12 protein-coding genes and 1 pseudogene are annotated in these 18,629 nt (G+C 62.8%); 7 read left to right on the top strand and 6 right to left on the bottom strand.

The annotated features are described in order from the left end of the window. Positions 1-94: 94 nt before the first annotated feature. The 4 genes from xdhA (at position 95) to guaD (ending at position 6,179) form a co-directional block, all read left to right on the top strand. Complete coding sequence (xdhA, locus tag M1B34_RS14360) at positions 95-1,549, top strand: xanthine dehydrogenase small subunit (RefSeq protein ID WP_123330576.1); 1,455 nt, start codon at positions 95-97, stop codon at positions 1,547-1,549. After that, entirely contained in the window at positions 1,542-3,941 is a 2,400-nt protein-coding gene (gene xdhB / locus M1B34_RS14365; RefSeq protein WP_123330574.1) for a xanthine dehydrogenase molybdopterin binding subunit, read from the top strand. The genes xdhA and xdhB overlap by 8 nt, the downstream gene beginning before the upstream one ends. An 81-nt stretch (positions 3,942-4,022) precedes the next feature. Next, on the top strand, positions 4,023-4,865 hold the full coding sequence (xdhC, locus tag M1B34_RS14370) for a xanthine dehydrogenase accessory protein XdhC (protein WP_268263072.1): 843 nt from the start codon (positions 4,023-4,025) through the stop codon (positions 4,863-4,865). A gap of 9 nt (positions 4,866-4,874) precedes the next feature. Further along, positions 4,875-6,179 (top strand): guanine deaminase, encoded by a 1,305-nt coding sequence (gene guaD / locus M1B34_RS14375; protein WP_123330570.1) that lies wholly within the window; start codon positions 4,875-4,877, stop codon positions 6,177-6,179. Positions 6,180-6,273: 94 nt separating this feature from the next. Here the strand turns inward: guaD and M1B34_RS14380 are convergent. The 3 genes and pseudogenes from M1B34_RS14380 to M1B34_RS14390 all read right to left on the bottom strand — a co-directional run bounded on the left by M1B34_RS14380 (position 6,274) and on the right by M1B34_RS14390 (position 9,259). Beyond that, positions 6,274-7,108: pseudogene (locus M1B34_RS14380) on the bottom strand (nucleoside-binding protein). A 147-nt stretch (positions 7,109-7,255) separates the two neighbouring features. Beyond that, positions 7,256-8,206, bottom strand: a complete 951-nt coding sequence (locus tag M1B34_RS14385) for a LysR family transcriptional regulator (RefSeq protein ID WP_123330566.1) — start codon at positions 8,204-8,206, stop codon at positions 7,256-7,258. Between the two features lie 288 nt (positions 8,207-8,494). Further along, positions 8,495-9,259, bottom strand: coding sequence for a GntR family transcriptional regulator (locus tag M1B34_RS14390; RefSeq protein ID WP_268265488.1), 765 nt, complete (start codon positions 9,257-9,259; stop codon positions 8,495-8,497). Positions 9,260-9,575: 316 nt separating this feature from the next. On the opposite strand from M1B34_RS14390, the gene M1B34_RS14395 reads away from it, so the two are divergent. Then, positions 9,576-10,766: a benzoate/H(+) symporter BenE family transporter gene (locus M1B34_RS14395; protein WP_268263069.1), complete on the top strand. Its 1,191-nt coding sequence runs from the start codon at positions 9,576-9,578 to the stop codon at positions 10,764-10,766. Positions 10,767-10,923: 157 nt separating this feature from the next. On the opposite strand, the gene M1B34_RS14400 is transcribed toward M1B34_RS14395, so the two are convergent. Then, positions 10,924-11,268 carry a YggL family protein gene (locus M1B34_RS14400; RefSeq protein ID WP_102863834.1) on the bottom strand — a complete coding sequence of 115 codons (345 nt, stop codon included), beginning with the start codon at positions 11,266-11,268 and terminating at the stop codon, positions 10,924-10,926. Positions 11,269-11,502: 234 nt separating this feature from the next. Between M1B34_RS14400 and dacB the strand changes: the two genes are divergently transcribed. Continuing rightward, positions 11,503-12,963 (top strand): D-alanyl-D-alanine carboxypeptidase/D-alanyl-D-alanine endopeptidase, encoded by a 1,461-nt coding sequence (gene dacB / locus M1B34_RS14405; protein WP_123330560.1) that lies wholly within the window; start codon positions 11,503-11,505, stop codon positions 12,961-12,963. Between the two features lie 42 nt (positions 12,964-13,005). On the opposite strand, the gene M1B34_RS14410 is transcribed toward dacB, so the two are convergent. Both M1B34_RS14410 and rlmKL read right to left on the bottom strand, forming a co-directional pair. Next, on the bottom strand, positions 13,006-15,402 hold the full coding sequence (locus tag M1B34_RS14410) for a sensor domain-containing diguanylate cyclase (RefSeq protein WP_268265489.1): 2,397 nt from the start codon (positions 15,400-15,402) through the stop codon (positions 13,006-13,008). Positions 15,403-15,538: 136 nt separating this feature from the next. Next, on the bottom strand, positions 15,539-17,812 hold the full coding sequence (gene rlmKL, locus M1B34_RS14415) for a bifunctional 23S rRNA (guanine(2069)-N(7))-methyltransferase RlmK/23S rRNA (guanine(2445)-N(2))-methyltransferase RlmL (protein WP_268265490.1): 2,274 nt from the start codon (positions 17,810-17,812) through the stop codon (positions 15,539-15,541). A 546-nt stretch (positions 17,813-18,358) separates the two neighbouring features. Between rlmKL and rmf the strand changes: the two genes are divergently transcribed. Then, complete coding sequence (gene rmf / locus M1B34_RS14420; RefSeq protein ID WP_016965693.1) at positions 18,359-18,574, top strand: ribosome modulation factor; 216 nt, start codon at positions 18,359-18,361, stop codon at positions 18,572-18,574. Positions 18,575-18,629 lie beyond the last annotated feature (55 nt).

Genomic DNA, 18,629 nt, shown 5'->3' on the forward strand with positions numbered 1-18,629 from the left:
ACCTTTGGGTCAGAAAACAATTGACCGAAAAGTCAGACCTGACTAAATTCGGCCCCAGTCGGTTAACAACAATAATGAGTCTGCGAGGCCTTCCGTGATCCAGTTTTTACTCAACCAGGAACTCCGTAGCGAGCACGCCCTGGACCCCAACCTGACCGTGCTCAATTACCTGCGCGAGCACTTGGGAAAATCCGGCACCAAAGAAGGCTGCGCCAGCGGTGACTGTGGCGCCTGCACCGTGGTGGTGGGCGAACTGCAAACGGACGCCGACGGCGCCGAGCACATCCGCTACCGCAGCCTCAACTCATGCCTGACCTTTGTCTCGGCCTTGCATGGCAAGCAACTGATCAGTGTCGAAGACCTCAAGCACCAGGGCCAACTGCACAGCGTGCAGCAGGCCATGGTGGAGTGCCACGGCTCGCAGTGCGGCTTCTGCACCCCGGGCTTTGTCATGTCGCTGTTCGCCCTGCAGAAAAACAGCGAGGCCCCGGACCGCCACAAAGCCCACGAGGCCCTGGCCGGCAACCTCTGCCGTTGTACGGGCTACCGGCCGATTCTCGACGCCGCCGAGCAGGCCTGCTGCGGCCGGCAACCGGACCAGTTCGACGCCCGCGAAGCCCAGACCATCGCCCGCCTCAAAGCCATCGCGCCCAAGGATACCGGCGAGCTCAACAGCGGCGACAAGCGCTGCCTGGTGCCGCTGACCGTGGCCGACTTGGCCGACCTGTATGACGCCTATCCCCAAGCCCGCCTGCTGGCCGGCGGCACCGACCTGGCCCTGGAAGTCACCCAGTTCCACCGCACCCTGCCGGTGATGATCTACGTCGGCAATATCGAAGAAATGAAGCGCGTCGAACGCTTTGACGACCGCCTGGAAATCGGCGCCGCCACGGCCCTGTCCGACTGCTACGAAGCCCTCAAGGCCGAGTACCCGGACTTCGGCGAACTGCTGCAACGCTTTGCCTCGCTGCAAATCCGCAACCAGGGCACCCTGGGCGGCAATATCGGCAACGCGTCCCCCATCGGTGACTCGCCGCCCCTGCTGATCGCCCTCGGCGCGCAGATCGTCTTGTGCAAGGGCGAGACCCGCCGCACCCTGGCCCTGGAAGACTATTTCATCGACTACCGGGTGACCGCGCGCCAAGACAGCGAGTTTATCGAGAAGATCATCGTGCCCCGGGCCAGCGCCGAGCAGCTGTTCCGCGCCTACAAAGTGTCCAAGCGCCTGGATGATGATATTTCGGCGGTCTGCGCGGCCTTTAACCTGCGCCTCGAAGACGGCGTGATCGCCGATGCCCGGGTGGCGTTCGGCGGCATGGCGGCCACCCCCAAACGTGCCCAGGCCTGCGAAGCCGTGCTGCGTGGCGCGCCCTGGAACCACGCCACGGTGGAGCGCGCCTGTGCCGCCCTGGCCGAGGACTTCACACCGCTGTCGGACTTCCGCGCCAGCAAGGAATACCGCCTGCTCAGCGCCCAGAACCTGCTGCGCAAATACTTCATCGAACTGCAGACTCCGCACATCGAGACCCGGGTGACCGCTTATGTCTAATCATCACAAGGTCGAAAAGACCCAGGCCGAGCTGACCGCGCTGTTTCACCAGGACCTGACCACCGGCGTGGGCCGCAGCGTCAAGCACGACAGCGCCGACAAACACGTGTCCGGCGAAGCGGTGTACATCGATGACCGCCTGGAATTCCCCAACCAGTTGCACGTGTATGCGCGCTTGTCGGACCGGGCCCACGCGAAAATCCTCAGCATCGACACCGCGCCCTGCTACGCCTTCGACGGTGTGCGTATCGTCATCACCCACGAGGACATTCCCGGCCTGAAGGACATCGGCCCGCTGTTGCCCGGCGACCCGCTGCTGGCCATCGACACGGTGCAGTTCGTCGGCCAACCGGTGCTGGCCGTCGCCGCCAGGGACCTGGACACCGCACGCCAGGCCGCCATGGCCGCGGTCATCGAATACGAAGACCTGGAGCCCGTGCTGGATGTGGTCGAAGCGCTGCGCAAGCGCCACTTCGTGCTCGACAGCCACACCCACCAGCGCGGCGACTCCACCAACGCCCTGGCCAACGCTGCACACCGCCTCCAGGGCACGCTGCACATCGGCGGCCAGGAGCACTTCTACCTGGAGACGCAGATCTCCTCGGTGATGCCCACCGAAGACGGGGGCATGATCGTCTACTGCTCGACCCAGAACCCCACCGAAGTGCAGAAGCTGGTGGCGGAAGTGCTGGACGTGTCGATGAACAAAATCGTGGTCGACATGCGGCGCATGGGCGGCGGTTTCGGCGGCAAGGAAACCCAGGCCGCCAGCCCGGCCTGCCTGTGCGCGGTGATTGCCCGCCTCACCGGCCAACCGACCAAAATGCGCCTGCCGCGGGTCGAAGACATGCTGATGACCGGCAAGCGCCACCCCTTCTACATCGAGTACGACGTGGGCTTCGACAGCAACGGGCGCCTGCACGGGATCCAGCTGGAACTGGCCGGCAACTGTGGGTGCTCGCCGGACCTGTCGGCCTCCATCGTCGACCGGGCGATGTTTCACGCCGACAACGCCTACTACCTGGGCGACGCCACCATCAACGGCCATCGCTGCAAGACCAACACCGCATCCAACACCGCCTATCGCGGCTTCGGCGGGCCCCAGGGCATGGTCGCCATCGAGGAAGTCATGGACGCCATCGCCCGGCATCTGCACCTCGACCCACTGGCGGTGCGCAAGGCCAACTACTACGGCAAGACCGAGCGCAACGTTACCCACTACTACCAGACGGTGGAGCACAACATGCTCGAGGAAATGACCGCCGAGCTGGAGGCCAGCAGCCAGTACGCCGAACGCCGAGAGGCGATCCGCCTGTACAACGCCCACAGCCCGATCCTGAAAAAGGGCCTGGCGCTGACGCCGGTCAAGTTCGGGATTTCCTTCACCGCCAGCTTCCTCAACCAGGCCGGGGCGCTGATCCACATCTACACCGACGGCAGCATCCACCTGAACCACGGCGGCACCGAGATGGGCCAGGGCCTGAACGTCAAGGTCGCGCAGGTGGTGGCCGAGGTGTTCCAGGTGGATATCGAGCGGGTGCAGATCACCGCCACCAACACCGACAAGGTGCCCAACACCTCGCCTACGGCGGCGTCCAGCGGTGCCGACCTGAACGGCAAGGCCGCGCAGAATGCTGCCGAAATCATCAAGCAGCGCCTGGTGGAATTTGCCGCGCGCAAATACGACGTCAGCGAGGCAGACGTCGAATTCCACAACGGCCATGTGCGGGTGCGCGAGCAGATCCTGACCTTCGAGGCGCTGATCCAGCAGGCGTATTTCGCCCAGGTGTCGCTGTCCAGCACCGGCTTCTACAAAACCCCGAAAATCTACTACGACCGCTCCCAGGCCCGTGGTCGGCCGTTCTACTACTTCGCCTACGGCGCAGCCTGTGCCGAGGTCGTCGTCGACACCCTGACCGGCGAATACAAAATGCTCCGCACCGACATCCTGCATGACGTCGGCGCCTCGCTGAACCCGGCCATCGACATCGGCCAGGTAGAGGGCGGGTTTATCCAGGGCATGGGCTGGCTGACCACCGAAGAGCTGGTGTGGAACGCCAAGGGCAAGCTGATGACCAACGGTCCGGCCAGCTACAAAATCCCGGCCGTGGCGGACATGCCCCTGGACCTGCGCGTCAAGCTGGTGGAAAACCGCAAGAACCCGGAAGACACGGTGTTCCATTCCAAGGCCGTGGGTGAGCCGCCCTTTATGCTCGGCATCGCCGCCTGGTGTGCGATCAAGGACGCGGTGGCCAGCCTGGGCGACTACCGACATCAACCACAGATCGATGCACCGGCGACACCGGAACGGGTGTTGTGGGGCTGTGAGCAGATGCGCCGCCTGCAGGTGGCCAAGGTTGCAGATACGCAAGTCGAGCTGGCTTCGCTGTAACGGCTATCGCCGGCTCCTACCTGTAGGAGCCGGCTTGCCGGCGAACAGGCCGTCATCAACACCCAAGATCCCGAGGTGAACATGTACAACTGGATCAGTGCCCTCGCCGACCTGCAGACCCGCGGTGAACCCTGCGTATTGGTGACCATCATCGAAGAGCTGGGCTCCACGCCACGCAACGCCGGCTCGAAGATGGTCATCAGCGCCACCCAGGCCTTCGACACCATCGGCGGCGGCCACCTGGAATACAAAGCCATGCAACTGGCCCGCGAGATGCTCGCCAGTGGCCGGCAAGACACTCACCTGGAGCGCTTCAGCCTGGGCGCCAGCCTCGGCCAGTGCTGCGGCGGGGCCACGGTGCTGCTGTTCGAACCCATGGGCCAGGTACAGGCGCAAATCGCCGTGTTCGGCGCCGGCCATGTCGGCCGCGCCCTGGTGCCGCTGCTGGCCAGCCTGCCCTGCCGGGTGCGCTGGATCGACTCGCGGGAGCAGGAGTTCCCCGAGCAGATACCCCACGGCGTCAGCAAGCGGGTCAGCGAAGACCCGCTGGATGAAATCGACGACTTGCCCCCCGGCAGCTACTGCATCGTCATGACCCACAATCACCAACTGGACCTGGAACTCACCGCGGCGATCCTCAAGCGCAACGACTTCGCCTACTTCGGCCTGATCGGTTCCAAGACCAAACGGGTGAAGTTCGAACACCGCCTGCGCGATCGCGGCTTCGACAGCGCCACCTTGCAACGCATGCGCTGCCCGATGGGTCTGAGCGAGGTCAAAGGCAAGCTGCCTGTGGAAATCGCCATCTCCATCGCTGGCGAAATCATCGCCACCTACAACGCCCATTTCGGCCAAAACAGCACCCGCGCCGAACCCATTGCCAAGCTGCTGCCAGTGTCGCGCCGCAGCCAAGCCACCCTCTGAGAACACCCCATGCCTTTGACTCGCAAAGCCTACCGCGCCGCCATTCTGCACAGCATCGCCGACCCCGCCGAGGTGGGCATCGACGCCTCCTATGAGTATTTCGAGGACGGCTTGCTGGTGGTCGAAAACGGCCGGATCAGCGCCCTCGGCCACGCCAGCGAACTGCTGGCCAGCCTGCCGGCAGACATCGACATCACCCACTACCCGGACGCACTGATTACCCCGGGCTTTATCGACACCCATATCCACCTGCCGCAAACCGGCATGGTCGGCGCCTACGGCGAGCAATTGCTGGATTGGCTCAACACTTACACCTTCCCCTGCGAAAGCCAGTTCGCCGACTCGGCACACGCCGAGCAGGTGGCAGACATCTTCATCAAGGAACTGCTGCGCAATGGCACCACCACCGCCCTGGTGTTCGGCAGCGTGCACCCGCAGTCGGTCAACGCCTTCTTCGAAGCCGCCGAGAAGCTCGACCTGCGCATGATCGCCGGCAAGGTGATGATGGATCGCAACGCTCCGGACTACCTGACCGACACCGCTGAAACCAGCTACCGCGACAGCAAGGCGCTGATTGAACGCTGGCACGGCAAGGGCCGCCTGCATTACGCCGTGACCCCACGCTTCGCCCCCACCAGCACCCCGGAGCAACTGACCCTGGCCGGCCAGTTGCTGGGGGAATACCCCGACCTGTACATGCAGACCCACATCAGCGAGAACCTCCAGGAAGTGGAATGGGTCAAGGAGCTGTTCCCGGAGCGCAAGGGCTACCTGGACGTGTACGACCACTACCAACTGCTGGGCGAGCGCTCGGTGTTCGCCCACGGTGTGCACCTGTGTGACGACGAGTGCGCGCGCCTCGCCGAGACCGGTTCGGCCATCGCCTTTTGCCCCACCTCGAACTTCTTCCTGGGCAGCGGCCTGTTCAACCTGCCCATGGCCGAAAAGCACAAGGTCAATGTGGGCCTGGGCACCGATGTCGGCGGCGGCACCAGCTTCTCGCTGCTGCAAACCCTGAACGAGGCGTACAAGGTCATGCAGTTGCAAGGCGTGCGCCTGAGCCCGTTCAAGTCGCTGTACCTGGCCACCCTCGGCGGCGCCCGGGCACTGCGCCTGGAAGACAAGGTCGGCACCCTGCAGCCGGGCACCGACGCCGACTTCCTGGTGCTCGACTACCACGCCACGCCGCTGCTCAGCTACCGCCTGCAACAGGCCAAGAGCATCGACGAGACCCTGTTCGTGCTAATGACCCTGGGCGACGACCGCAGCGTTCTGCAAACCTACGCCGCCGGCGTGAAAGTGCACCAGCGCTAGGCCCTGAAACGAAAAATCCCCCGCCCTGTGGATAACCCGGGGCGGGGGATTTTTTATGGGCCAAGGTTTAAACGCGTTGGCCGCTACCGAGTGCCTAGAAGGTCACTTCCATGTTCAACGTGGGCGCCGACGTACGGGTGCCTCGCCCGCCATCGACCCCGAACTTGTTGTGCCAATACTCGTAGCCCACGCCGAGGTAGAGGTTGGGCTTGACGTTTTTCCCCGGCATCACGGCAACCATCAACGCGGTGCGCACCAGGGTTTCGGCGGCGGTGTCACGGTCGTTGTAATCGTGGCCTTTTTCACCGGTGTAGTTGATGAAACCCTGGAACTTGGCACCGTGGCTGCCCACCTCGAACGGTCGCATCCAGGCCAGGTTGATCAAGTAGCTGCCGTCGAAGGTATGGTCGGGGTCCTTGGCACCGGGGATGCCGGAATGGTTGCTTTCCTTGTAGTACAACAGGCTCAAGTCGAGCACGCCGACGGTGTTGAACTTCAGGGTCGGCCCCACCACCAGAGCACGTTTTTTTTGCCGAGCCCAGGTTGTTGTTGCGGCTGGCATCGAACCCCAGGGTCAGGGCGTAATCCTTGACCAGCCCGGTGCCCAGGGGCGTGTCGAACACCCGGGAAGCGAAGAGTTGATGGCGATACACGCCATACACTTCGCTGCTGCCACGGTCGGTGCCTTTGCGCGGGTCGTCGCTGTCGGACAGCAGGACGTCGAGGTGCAGGTAGTTGCTGCCGTACTGGTAACCACTGGCGTGGGTGAAGCTGTAGATGCGCTTGCTGATGAACTCCGGGTTGTTCGGGTTGGTGAACTCCTTGCCGTACCTGAAGCCCACGCTGTTGCTCATCCATTCCACGGCGGCCGCCTCCCCTGCGCCCACGAGTGTCATCAGCAGGGCTGCGCCTTGTAATGCCTTTTTCATTTTTATTATGTCCTGTGGCGGTGTGGCTTATGGCAGCTTCGCTGGCTGCCGACCGGACGCAGTATCGGCACAAGCGCCACCGGCCCCAAAGAACAGAATATCGACCAGGGCGCTGCCGAAACGGCAGCGGGTAAAGGGCGCAGCCACTCACACCACAGGCTGGCTGGCGCCTCGTTGCGCACGCTCACGCAGGGTGATTTCCTCACCCAGCAAGTGCGCCAGCGCCGCTACCGCGCTGGGCAAGTCTCGACCACTGCGGGCATATAACCCCAGGTCGCTGTAGATGCCGCCCCGGTCGCTCAAGGGGATGTGCACCAGTTCGCCACGGGCCAGGTCGGACTCCACACCGATCCGCGTCTGGAACGCCACCCCCATGTTGTGCCGGGCCATTTGCCGGGCCAGTTCCAGGGAGTTGCTTTGCAACGGGGGCTTGCCCACCAGGCTCGAACGCGGGTGCAGCGGCGCCAGCAGGTGATGGATCGACAACTCGCTCTTGGCCAGGATCAGGCCGTGCTCGGCACAGGTGGCGAAGCTGACACTGCCTCGCTGCGCCAACGGGTGGTCGGGGCTGACCAGGGCCCCCAGGCAGAAATGACCGACGCTGAGCTGGCGAATCTCCACTGCTCGCGGCAAGGCAAAGGCCAGCCCCAGGTCCGCCCGGCTGTTGATCAATGCCTCGGGAATCGACTGCGACCCCTGCACCGTGACGCCGATGGTCACGTGCGGGTAGAGATCGCGCATGCGCTTGAGCACCGATGGCAAAAGGTCCACCGTCGCGCCCTCCACGGCAGCGATCTCCACATGCCCGCTCTTGAGCCCCTGCAAGGCATCGAACTCCAGGCGCACCCGCTCCAGGTCCTGCAGCACCAGGCTGACATGGCGGCTGAAAATCTCCCCGGCCAAGGTCAAGCGCAAACCGCCGGGCAAGCGCTCGAACAGCGAGGAGCCGATTTCGTCTTCGATCTTGAGGATCTGCCGGTTCACTGCCGAAGAGGCGACGTTCAACCGCCGCGCCGCCTCACGAATGGAATGGCAGCGCTGAACCATATCGAAGTAATGAATGGCCGAAGAATGGATGCGTAATTTTCTGTTAGACATGCCGCACGCTCCTTGCACAGGGCGCACTGCAGGGTGGTGCGCCCTGAAGAGCAGCACCGGTGAGTGGTCAAGCGCCCGGAAGCGACAACTGTATACAATCCACCGCACCAAACCGCAAGCCAATGCATACAACCTACCGAACAGCCCAGCCGGCCTGGGTTTCAGGGGGCTGACGACCTGGGCGGGGCACGTTATCAGCCCCCTGAAAACACAATCCCCCGCGACAGCAAACGCCATGGCGGGGGATGTTCAAGGGGAGAACTGGCAGCAAACGCCGCCGGCGCGGCCTTACAGCTTGAGGGTAGGACGACCCGGCTTCTTGGTTTGCAGCAGGTGGGAGAACACCGCATGCAGGTCATCGGAAGCGCTTTCTTCGTCGAGGTTGAGCTTGCTGTCGATGTGATCCATGTGATGCATCATCAGGGTCACTGCCAGGTCGCCGTCACGGGCTTCGATGGCATCGATCAGCTGGGTGTGCTCGTCGTAGGAACAGTGGGAACGGTTGCCACTTTCATACTGGGCGATGATCAGCGAAGTCTGGGACACCAGGCTGCGCTGGAAACTGATCAAGGGTGCATTTTTCGCGGCTTCGGCCAGCTTCAAGTGGAACTCCCCGGACAAGCGAATCCCGGCGCCCCGATCGCCCCGGGAAAAGCTGTCGCGCTCCTCATTGACCATCTGCCGCAATTCGAGCAATTGCTCGGCTGTTGCGTGCTGGACGGCCAACTCGGTGATCGCCCGCTCCACCAGACGGCGGGCGAGAAAGACCTGGCGGGCGTCCTCGACACTCGGGCTGGCAACCACAGCGCCACGATTGGGGCGCAACAGCACCACGCCTTCATGGGCCAGGCGCGACAAGGCGCGACGAATGATGGTCCGACTGACTCCGAATATCTCCCCCAGCGCCTCTTCACTCAACTTGGTGCCGGGCGCCAGACGCTGCTCGAGGATGGCCTCAAAGATGTGCGCGTAGACAATATCGTCCTGGGTTCCGCTGCGACCGGCTTTGCCTGCTCGCGGTTGTTTCTTGAGAGGTTGCAACTGTTCGTTCATGGGCACTCGGGTCGGGAGGACTGCAGCGAATTCACGGAGACTTTAATACGCACGGGTAGGTCGCTGGCAAGTATCGCGTTAAAACAATGGCACATTGTACACAACCCCTGGGGATCATTCGCAATAAGTGTGCATGGCCCGGCACTTATTTAACGACTGTACGGCTACATGGAGCCCTGGCTGTATTGCAATGCACAGCGCCATTTGAGTTTAGGCTTGCGCGGGAAAGACCGTGGCAGACCGCAGCGCCTTTTCCCGCCCCGCAACACCGGCTAGCCACCCGCTGGCGCTTGATCAAGAACAAGGATCCGCTCCGATGTCCGACGCTACACCTTTGCCGTTACGCCCCTTGGCCGACACCTCACCGTCCGCCATCGTTGCCGGCTTCATTGCCATGATGACCGGCTACACCAGTTCGCTGGTGCTGATGTTCCAGGCCGGCCAGTCCGCCGGGCTGACCAACGGTCAGATTTCTTCGTGGATCTGGGCCATTTCGATCGGCATGGCCATCTGCAGCATCGGCCTGTCGCTGCGTTACCGCACCCCCATCACCATTGCCTGGTCGACCCCGGGCGCGGCGCTGTTGATTACCAGCCTCTCCGGCGTGAGTTACGGCGAAGCCATCGGCGCCTACATCACCTGCGCCGTGCTGGTGACGATTTGCGGGCTCACCGGAAGTTTCGAACGCCTGGTCAAGCGCATCCCGGCATCCCTGGCGGCGGCGTTGCTGGCGGGGATCCTGTTCAAGATCGGCAGTGAGATTTTCGTCGCCGCCCAACACCGCACTGGCCTGGTACTGGGGATGTTTTTCACCTACCTGCTGGTCAAGCGCCTGTCGCCCCGTTACGCGGTGCTGGCGGCGCTGCTGATCGGCACGGCGCTGTCGGGGTTGATGGGCCTGCTGGACTTCAGCGGCTTCCACCTGGAAGTGGCGACCCCGGTCTGGACCACGCCGCACTTCTCCCTGGCGGCGACCATCAGCATCGGCATTCCGCTGTTTGTGGTGGCCATGACCTCGCAGAACATGCCCGGGGTCGCCGTGCTGCGGGCCGACGGCTACAACGTGCCAGCGTCGCCGTTGATCACCGCCACCGGCATCGCCTCGCTGCTGCTGGCGCCGTTCGGCTCCCACGGGATCAACCTGGCGGCCATCAGCGCCGCCATCTGCACCGGCCCCCACGCCCATGAAGACCGCAACAAGCGCTACACGGCGGCGGTCTGGTGCGGCATTTTCTACGGCATTGCCGGTGTCTTTGGCGCGACCCTGGCTGCGCTGTTCGCCGCCTTGCCCAAGGAACTGGTGCTGTCGATTGCCGCGCTGGCGCTGTTCGGCTCGATCATCAACGGCCTGAGCATTGCGATGAGCGAAGTGAAGGAACGCGAAGCGGCGCTGATCACCTTTATGGTCACGGCCTCGGGGCTGACGCTGTTTTCCATCGGCTCAGCGTTCTGGGGCATCGTCGCCGGCGTGGTCACCCTGATGATTCTAAATTGGCGCAATGCCTGACACCCCTAGTCGCCGGCTCGCCGGCGATTGGCGAATGACGCCCACGGCAAAACCCCGGACAAGCCCGCGGCAGAAACAGCAAACAGGGAAATTTCGACATGTTGCTGCACTAGGGCAGCAACGCATAAGCGCCCGAACGGGCCGCTTATGCATGACATCACGCGACTGGGTTGATCGCGTTGTCCGGGTACCAAACGTCCAGCAGCGGGCTGACTTCAACGCTGGTCAGCTCGGTGCGGCCTTTGAGCCAGGCTTCAACAGCGGCACGTTGTGCTTCGCTGACGGAACCGCGCTTGCTCAGGCAAACCAGACCGAAGTCATCGCCGCCTACATAGCCCAGACCGTTGGCTTCCATCGCTTCTTTGAGGAACGCGTCGAGGAAAGCGTCAATAGCTTCTTCAGCCAGATCTTCTTTGAAATCCAGGTTCAGCTCAAAACCCAGCTCCTGAAATTCATCTACGCAGAGTTTTTTGCGCAGACGGCGGGAACGGTTAGTGGCCATGGAACAATCCTCATAAGTAATAACGGGCGGCACTTTAACAGTTTAGCCGGGCGATTGCCTGACTCTATGAGGACGCCCGCTAGCCATTGGCAAAAAAAATACCGGATTAGCCACGCCAGGCAAGGCACAAGCCGCTATACCTTGGGGCATAATGCCGACACTTTCTTGACCACTGAGGGATTTTATCTTCATGCCCTCGTCTTTTTTCCCCTCGACTGCAGGGTTTTAGTTCATATGATCAAATCTTTACGCCCTCTATTACTCGCCAGCTTTCTTCTGCCCCTGGCACTCCCGGTTTCTGCGAACCCCGTCAACACCACCCTGTCCCCCAAAGTCCAACAAGCCCTGAAGGCCAGCAAGCTGCAAGACAACGCCTTGTCGCTGGTCATGTTGCCGCTCAACGGCCCAGGCACCCCAACAATTTTCAACGCGGACGTGTCGGTCAACCCGGCCTCCACCATGAAGCTGGTGACCACCTACGCGGCCCTGGAAATGCTCGGCCCGACCTATCAGTGGAAGACCGAGTTCTACACCGATGGCACCCTCAGCGGCGGCATCCTCAACGGCAACCTGTACCTCAAAGGTGGCGGCGACCCGAAGCTGAATATGGAGAAACTCTGGTTGCTGATGCGTGACCTGCGGGCCAACGGCGTGCGCCAAGTCACCGGCGATCTGGTGCTGGACCGCAACTACTTCCTGCAACCGCAACTGCCGGAGTTCAACGACGACGGCAACGACGAGAACAAGCCATTCCTGGTCAAGCCTGACTCGCTGATGGTCAACCTCAAGGCCCTGCGCTTTGTGGCGCGCAATGATTCCGGGCGGGTGCTGGTTTCGGTGGAGCCACCGATCGCCAAGATCCGTATCGACAACCAGGTCAAAGCCCTGCCCGGCAAGCAATGCTCCGGGGATGTGCGCTACAACCCGGTGCCGCAAGCCGATGGCAGCGTCAGCGTGACGGTCAGCGGTCAATTGGGCGACGGTTGCAGCTCCCAGACCTACCTGTCCCTGCTCGACCACGCCACCTACACCGCCGGCGCCGTTCGCGCGATCTGGGACGAGCTGGGCGGTAGCATCCAGGGCCAGGATCGCCTGGCCACAGTGCCCAAAGACGCCAAAGTGCTGGCCCGGGCATTCTCCCCCGACCTCGCGGAAATCATCCGCGACATCAACAAATACAGTAACAACACCATGGCCCAGCAGCTGTTCCTGAGCCTGGGGGCCAAGTACCGCAACGAGGCCGATGGCGATGACGCCAAGGCGGCCCAGCGCGTGGTCCGCCAATGGCTGGCGAAGAAAGGCATCACCGCACCGCACCTGGTGATGGAGAACGGCTCTGGCCTGTCCCGTGCCGAGCGGGTCAGCGCGCGGGAAATGGCCGGCCTGCTGCAGGCGGCCTGGAGAAGCCCGTATTCCGCGGAGTTCATCAGCTCAATGCCGATTGCCGGCATGGACGGCACCATGCGTAAACGCCTGAAGCGCACCGCCATGTCCGGCGAAGCCCACGTCAAGACCGGCACCCTGAACACCGTACGCGCCATCGCCGGCTATAGCCGCGACAGCAACGGCAACACCTGGGCCGTGGTGGCGATCCTCAATGACCCGAAACCGTTCGGCGCCTCTTCGGTGCTCGACCAGGTGCTACTGGACCTGTACCGCCAGCCACGCCTGGCCGCCACGGCTTCGGCGCTGTAATACGGGCGCACAGGAGGCAGCGCCCGACGCTGCCTCCTGTGCCTAGCGCAACTCCGACTCGACCCGATCACGCCCGGCCAGCTTGGCCGCGTACACCCCCGAATCAGCCCGCAACAACAGCCCGTCGGCACCCTCGCCCTCACGCCAACTGGCGATGCCGAAACTGGCCGTGACCACGCCCACGCCGTCGATCGGCGAGCTGCGCAGGCCCTGCCACAGCTCCTGCGCCAGGCTGAAGGCCTGCTGACCGTCGGTGTCAGGGCACAGCACCATGAACTCCTCACCGCCCAGGCGACAGAACACATCGGTGCGCCGCAGGCGATGGCTGATGCGTTCACACACGCCCTTGAGCACCTGATCGCCGACGCCGTGGCCATGCTGATCGTTGATACGCTTGAAGTGGTCGATGTCGAGCATGATGATCGCCATCTCCCCGCCCCCGCGCTCCAGGCGGGCCATCTCGGCTTGCAGGCGCTCCTGGAAATAGCGCCGGTTGTGAATCCCGGTCAGGGCGTCCGTCACCGACAAGGCCCGTAACTCTTCCTCCACCCGCTTGAGGTCGGAGATGTCCGAGATGTAGCCGTGCCAGAGCGCGCCGCCGCCCGGCAAGTGTTCCGGAGTCGCCGCGCCGCGCATCCAGCGCAGGCCACGCTGGGGCAAGAGCACCCGGTATTCCTCGCGCCAGGGGCTGAGCAGCTTGGCCGACAACTGGATCGAGGCGCGCACCCGTTGCAGGTCATCCGGGTGAATACGCTCGAATACCGCACTGGCATCGGTCTGCAGCAATTCGGGTTCGATCTCATAGATCTCGCGGATGCCATCGCTGGCGTAGGTAAAGCTGGCATGCCCCTCGCCGTCGAGCTTGAACTGGTAGATGCCGCCGGGAACGTGGGCCGTGAGCTTTTTCAGCAGTTGATCCCGAGCCGCCAGGGCTTCGTGCACCCGCTTGCGCTCGGTGATGTCGATGCAGATTGCCAGGTGCCCGACCCACAGCCCCTGATCGTCCAGCACCGGGGTCGCCAGCATGTTCACCGTCAGGTGGCTGCCGTCACGCCGCACCAGGGTCCACTCCAGGGTTTGATGGTTGCCCTCCTCACCCTCGCTCACCAGCATCGCCTGGCACAGCGGAATCGACTTGCCCAGGCGCCGACTCAGCACTTGGGCCCGCACCTCCAGCTCCCTGGGCACGTGCAGGCTTTCCAGGGTCAGGCGGCCCAGCACTTCAGCGGCGCTGTAGCCCAGCATCTGCTCGGCGCCGGCATTGAAGGTGCTGATCACCCCGCGCAAGTCGGTGGCGATGATTGCCACCTGGGTGGCGGCATTCAACACACTGCGCAGTTGCCCGTGGGTGCCGCGCAACTCCAGCTCCCTGAGACGCAGCTCCTCGGTGCGCTGCTCCACCAGTTTCAAGGCGCGCTGGCGCTGGCTGACCAGCACGTACAGCAAGGCGCTGAGCAACAGACTGAGCAAACCGCCGAGCACCACCAGGCTGCTCAGGGATGAATGATTGGCCTGCAGGAACGCCTGGCTGGGCTGCACATCGACCTGATAATCACGGTCCGCCAGGCGCAGCAGGCGGGTGGCCGCCAAGCTGCTGTCGACCGGCTGGTTGCTCGATTCATAGAGCACTTCATGCTGGCCATCGGTGGACAAGTCGAGAATGCGCACTGCGAGGTTGTCATTGAGCTGCTGGGACAAACCATCCGCCACCAACTGACGCAAGCTGATCACCGCCAGGACATAGCCATAGGGCTCGTCAGGACGACCCTCGGCCGCCGGCGCGCTGACCGGCGCCACCAACAGCACGCCCAAGGCATAGGCTGGGTCCACACCCACCAGGTGCAAGGGCTGGGATACCGCCTGGGCATTGAGGCGCCGAGCGCGCTCCAGGGTCGCACGGCGCAAGGGTTGGGCCAGCAGGTCATAACCCAAGGGCGAGCCGAGGGGGCTTTGGGTCTGGCTGTACAGGACGGGCACGTACTGATCGCGCTCATCGGCCAGTTCCAACTGGCCCGCAGCGTTCAACTGACGGATGGTGAAATCGGCAATGCCCTGCTCACGCACCGTCTGCTCAAGCAGCGGGCGTTGCTCACGGGTAATCAATGGGGCCCAGGAATAGGCTTGGGTTCGACGCAGCAAGGCCTTGGTATAGCCGTCGAAATCCTGGCGGGTGACGAAATCGGAATTGGTAAAGAAGCGCCGCAGGCTGTCCAGGCGTTGCTCCTGGTCCTGAAAACGTTCTTCGATACGGCTGTAGCGCTCATTGGCGAGCAATTGAAAACGCTGGCGCAATTGCTGGTGATACAGCTCGGAGGTCGACCAGGCCAATAGCCCGGTAAGCACGCCGCCGGCCAGCAATACCAGCACCGCGACCAACCAGGCCGAGACCTCTTCGCTAATGAAACCCAGTATTTTCGGGCGCATCACGTGCAGCGGCATAGGCAGAACTCACAACGCCAGAGAGTTTGGGCATCACGTTAGCTTTGTGTGAGTTATAGCTATTGGCCATTAATTTGACCAGCTCAAACAGGCCACGGAGCCTTGAAAAATCAAGGTTCCGTGGTTGCAGCCCCACTCAGCGCGGGGTGATTTTCCAGGCACGGTGGATCTTGCCGTTGCGGGCAAAGTCCGGGTCGATGGTTTTTGCAGTGATCTCCTCAACGGCGTAACGGGCCTCGAGGTTTTCATCCAACTGGAACTTGCGGAAGTTGTTGGAGAAGTACAGCACGCCGCCTGGCGCCAGGCGAGCCATGGCCAGGTCGAGCAATTGCACGTGGTCGCGCTGCACGTCGAACACACCTTCCATGCGCTTGGAGTTGGAGAAGGTCGGCGGGTCGATGAAGATCAGCTCGAACTCGTCGCGGCAGTTGTCCAGCCAGGTCATCACATCGCCCTGCTCCAGGCGGTTCTTGTCAGAGAAGCCGTTCAGGGAGAAGTTGCGCCGCGCCCAGTCCAGGTAGGTTTTCGACAGGTCGACGCTGGTGGTGCTGCGCGCCCCGCCCTTGGCCGCGTGCACACTGGCGGTGGCGGTGTAGCAATAGAGGTTGAGGAAGCGCTTGCCGGCCGCCTCTTTCTGAATGCGCATGCGCATTGGCCGGTGGTCGAGGAACAACCCGGTGTCCAGGTAGTCGGTCAGGTTGACCAGCAGCTTGACCCCGCCTTCCGTGACCTCGGTGAACTTGCCCTGGGCACTCTGGCGCTCGTACTGCTTGGTGCCGCTCTGGCGCTCGCGGCGTTTGATCACCACGCGGCTCTTGTCGACGTTCAGGGCCTGGGGGATGGCAGCCAGGGCGTCGAACAGACGGGCCTGGGCCTTCTCCGGGTCCACCGACTTGGGCGCAGCGTACTCCTGGACATGCACCCAATCGTGATACAGGTCGATGGCCAGGGAGTACTCAGGCATGTCGGCGTCGTACACGCGGTAGCACTCGACGCCTTCGCGCTTGGCCCACTTGCCCAGCAGCTTGAGGTTCTTCTGCAGGCGGTTGGCGAACATCTGGCCGCCCTCGCTCAGGCGCGCCTGCTCCACCACCGGTGCCGGCACCGGCGTGGGTTTGATCGGGTTGCCGTTCTTGTTGTACTGGCGCTCTTGCGGGGCGGCCTGGATCTCAGCCTCGGCCTGGGCCTGCTCGCGCTCGATCTGCCGCTGTTCCGGGGTGCGACGCTCGCCGGTGACGAACTGATCGGGCAGCACTTTGATCAACAGCAGCTTGCAAGGCAAGGCGCCGTTCCAGAACGAATACTGTTTGTGGCTGCGGATGCCCATGCGCTTGCCCAGGTCCGGGGCGCCGGTGAACACCGCGGCTTCCCAGTTCAGGCAGGCCTGGCGCAGGCGCTCGCCGAGGTTCTGGTAGAGGTACAGCAGGCTGGCCTCGTCACCCAGACGCTCGCCGTACGGAGGGTTGCAGATGACCAGGCCTTTCTGGTTCTGGTCAGGGCGCGGCTCGAAGGTCGCCACTTCGCCCTGGTAGATCTTGATCCACTCGCTCAAGCCGGCACGTTCGACGTTGTTGCGGCCCGGCTGGATCAGCCGCGGGTCAGCCTCGTAACCACGAATCCACAGCGGTGGCTTGGCCAGTCCGGCCTGGGCCCGGGCCGAAGCCTCGTCGTGCAGCTTGCGCCACAGGGCCGGCACGTGGCCGAGCCAGGCGGTGAAGCCCCACTGTTCGCGCTTGAGGTTGGGGGCCATGTCGGCCGCGATCATCGCCGCTTCCACCAGGAAGGTGCCCACACCGCACATTGGGTCAGCCAGTGCGCCGCCATCGGCCGCAATGCGCGGCCAACCGGCGCGAATCAGGATCGCCGCCGCCAGGTTTTCCTTCAACGGCGCCGCGCCTTGCTGCAAGCGGTAACCGCGCTGGTGCAGGCTGTGGCCGGAGAGGTCGAGGGACAGGATGGCTTCGCCACGGTCCAGGCGCAGGTGAATGCGCAGGTCCGGGTTGAGCTTGTCCACGGACGGGCGCTCGCCGGACGGCGTGCGCAGTTTGTCGACGATGGCGTCCTTGACCTTCAAGGCGCCGAAGTGGGTGTTGTCGATGCCCGAGCCATGGCCGCTGAACTCCACCGCCAGGCTGCCATCGGACAGCATGTGATCCTGCCATTCCACGTCCAGTACGCCGTGGTAGAGGTCCTCGGCATCCTTCATCGGGAAGCGTTTAAGCACCAGCAGCACGCGGTTGGCCAGGCGCGACCAGAGACACAGGCGATAAGCGGTCTCCATGTCGGCCATGCCGCGCACAGCGGAGGTGTGCTCGCGCGCTTCCTCAAGGCCAAGCCCGACGGCTTCCTCGATCAGCAGGCCTTCGAGGCCTTTGGGGCAAGTGAGGAAGAGTTCGTAACGATCCGACATGGGAATTCCAGGGCCTTTGGCAATAAATGAACGGGCAACGCATCGCCCGTTCGGTTTTCAATCAAGCGCTTTTCTGCAAGAGCGCTCGCGTGGCACGAAACTGTGCCGTCCCACCCCGGCCAACTCACGACCGCACGGGTCAAAAGAGCTTAGAGGCCGGAACAGATAAAAAAGTCAGCGCAACAAATGGTCATAACTCGACCCTTCGTCGAATAGTACTCGAGTGCAGGCGGTCGCCATTCTCACTAAAGCATTAACCCTACCATCCCAGCGAGAGGCTGATAATAGCGGGGTTTGGGCAAAAAACACGGTGCCGGGGCACGCCATTCTTATGGCCTTACCACGCAAATCGTGACGTCCTTATGACAAAACGATCATTCACTTGCTGTGACCTATTGGTTAGAACTCACCTCAGGTTGACGCCGCAATGACGTCAACGATCAGGCTCGCGACGCCGGCAGCGAGCACCAACGGCAGAAGCAATCTGCCCGACCTCAGCGAAGGTCGACAGGACATAAGACAGTCAACAAGTGAGGGAAACACCCTATGAGAAGACTAAAGCGTGATCCGTTGGAAAGAGCATTTTTACGCGGATATCAGTATGGCGTTAACGGCAAGTCCCGTGAGCTTTGCCCATTTACTCTACCGTCGGTACGCCAAGCCTGGATTAACGGCTGGCGAGAAGGACGCGGCGACAACTGGGACGGTATGACAGGCACTGCGGGCATCCACAGACTCAACGAACTTCGTGCTGTCGGCTAATCAGGGCAACAATCCCGACACCTACCTCTGAAGCGTTACAACGATCAACCATGCG

It is taken from the genome of Pseudomonas morbosilactucae (assembly GCF_023241715.1).
GTDB lineage: Bacteria > Pseudomonadota > Gammaproteobacteria > Pseudomonadales > Pseudomonadaceae > Aquipseudomonas > Aquipseudomonas morbosilactucae.

Excerpts from the sequence above, each read along its gene's own strand:
- rlmKL (WP_268265490.1), bottom strand. The coding sequence starts at position 17,812 with ATGTCGGATCGTTACGAACTCTTCCTCACTTGCCCCAAAGGCCTCGAA.
- M1B34_RS14395 (WP_268263069.1), top strand. The coding sequence starts at position 9,576 with ATGTCCGACGCTACACCTTTGCCGTTACGCCCCTTGGCCGACACCTCA.
- M1B34_RS14400 (WP_102863834.1), bottom strand. The coding sequence starts at position 11,268 with ATGGCCACTAACCGTTCCCGCCGTCTGCGCAAAAAACTCTGCGTAGAT.
- xdhB (WP_123330574.1), top strand. The coding sequence starts at position 1,542 with ATGTCTAATCATCACAAGGTCGAAAAGACCCAGGCCGAGCTGACCGCG.
- xdhC (WP_268263072.1), top strand. The coding sequence starts at position 4,023 with ATGTACAACTGGATCAGTGCCCTCGCCGACCTGCAGACCCGCGGTGAA.
- dacB (WP_123330560.1), top strand. The coding sequence starts at position 11,503 with ATGATCAAATCTTTACGCCCTCTATTACTCGCCAGCTTTCTTCTGCCC.
- M1B34_RS14385 (WP_123330566.1), bottom strand. The coding sequence starts at position 8,206 with ATGTCTAACAGAAAATTACGCATCCATTCTTCGGCCATTCATTACTTC.
- M1B34_RS14410 (WP_268265489.1), bottom strand. The coding sequence starts at position 15,402 with ATGCCGCTGCACGTGATGCGCCCGAAAATACTGGGTTTCATTAGCGAA.
- M1B34_RS14390 (WP_268265488.1), bottom strand. The coding sequence starts at position 9,259 with ATGAACGAACAGTTGCAACCTCTCAAGAAACAACCGCGAGCAGGCAAA.
- guaD (WP_123330570.1), top strand. The coding sequence starts at position 4,875 with ATGCCTTTGACTCGCAAAGCCTACCGCGCCGCCATTCTGCACAGCATC.
- rmf (WP_016965693.1), top strand. The coding sequence starts at position 18,359 with ATGAGAAGACTAAAGCGTGATCCGTTGGAAAGAGCATTTTTACGCGGA.